1 protein-coding gene is annotated in these 1,561 nt (G+C 37.6%); it reads right to left on the reverse strand.

Features of this window, described 5'->3' with window-relative positions; all coding sequences use genetic code 11:
* Positions 1–1,462 (reverse strand): IS1182 family transposase gene (locus ACQKNI_RS26060; RefSeq protein WP_427282722.1). Its coding sequence is split into 2 segments (ribosomal slippage), with 1,463 coding nucleotides annotated over them: positions 1–901 and positions 901–1,462; the frame shifts between segments, so codons are not numbered across the junction. This gene is flagged as partial in the annotation.
* Positions 1,463–1,561 lie beyond the last annotated feature (99 nt).

Consider the following 1,561-nt stretch of genomic DNA (forward strand, 5'->3'; position numbering starts at 1 on the left):
CAGAGTGTTTGGAAACCCTTTAGGGTTCCTAACACTCTGGAATCTTTTTTGATTTTAGCGAATGAAAACAACATAAAATAATAGAATTTAGAAAAATAGCCCTCCACCAGCCTCTTTTTGGTCAGATGGAGGGCTATTTTTTTCATGTTTTGACAAGCTGCGGTGAGATAAGCCTGCATTTGGACAAACTTCAGCCCTCGAAACCGAGCATATCGATAGCCATGGAGTTCTTTGGCGTCCGCAAAGCTTCGCTCTATAGTTGAACAGCGTACTTTATACAACTTTTTCCCTGTAGCTGTTAGCTTGTTTTTTCTAGCGATATCTTTATATTTCTCCCATATATGATGAGTGATAACTTTTTGTTTTTGTTTCTTTGAAAAGCACACCTCACGTAACGGACAAACAGCGCAGTCTTCTGGATTCGATTTATATTGACGATATCCTTCGCGATCCGTTGTTGCATACTCTAAAATACATCCCATCGGACAAGCAAATGCATTCATTTCTTCTACATATTTAAATTGGCTTTTCGGTACTTCTTTATTTCGCTTTCCAAATCGGCGATACCCCATCACCATAAATATATTTCTTTCTGATAACTTCTTACAGATATAACCTGTAAAATAACCTGCATCAAGAGCGACAGCTTCCACTTCAAATCCGAACTTATCACTTTGAGCTTGTAGACGTGCTAAATACGGCTCGGAATCTGCCATATTTCCAGCCGTTATATAGGTATCTGTAATGATATTGTACTTCGCATCAGTCGTACGATGATCTAAGAAATGAAAACCGTTCGGTTTTCCATCTCTCATTAAAAATCCACTATCTGGATCCGTAGTACTTATACGAGTTTTTTTAGTAGGGGTATCACTTTCCTTTCTAGGTTTTAATTCTTTTTTCCGTGTACCTCACGATCTTCGATTACCGCAGCTTCTAGTTCATCTATATAAAACTTTGCCTTTTCTTTTTTATATTTGTGTACAAATTTATTTTTATTAGCATTGGCCTTAATATGTGTAGAATCTGTCATCAACGCACGTCCTCCGACCATCCGGTGCTCCGTCGCTTGCCTCACAATCTCATCAAAAATTTCTTCGAAAATATTTGTATGAATAAAACGGGTACGGCGATTCCAACTGATTGTAGAATGATCTGGGATAGTATCTGATAGAGAAAACCCTAAAAACCAACGGTAGGCAATATTCGTTTTAATCTCCTTTTCTAATTGACGCTCAGAACGAATACCATAAAAATATCCAATAAACATCATTTTAAATAAAACGATGGGGTGGATTGACGGACGTCCATTGTTTTCACAGTAATAAGGGCGTAACTTCTCCTCAATAAAATTAAAACTAATTGTCGCTTCAATCGCACGAAGGAAATGATCTTGTGGAACTAACTCTTCTACAGAAACAGATACACGTTCATCACGATGATTTTTTAAAGCACCCATCATAAGAAATCTCTCCTTTTCCTCTTTTTTATCAGTGTTGACACACAAAAAGAGGTTCAGACACAAAAACAGGCTATGGAGAAGACTTTCTCCACAGCCTGA

It is taken from the genome of Bacillus sp. NPDC094064, from assembly GCF_050279585.1.
GTDB lineage: Bacteria > Bacillota > Bacilli > Bacillales > Bacillaceae_G > Bacillus_A.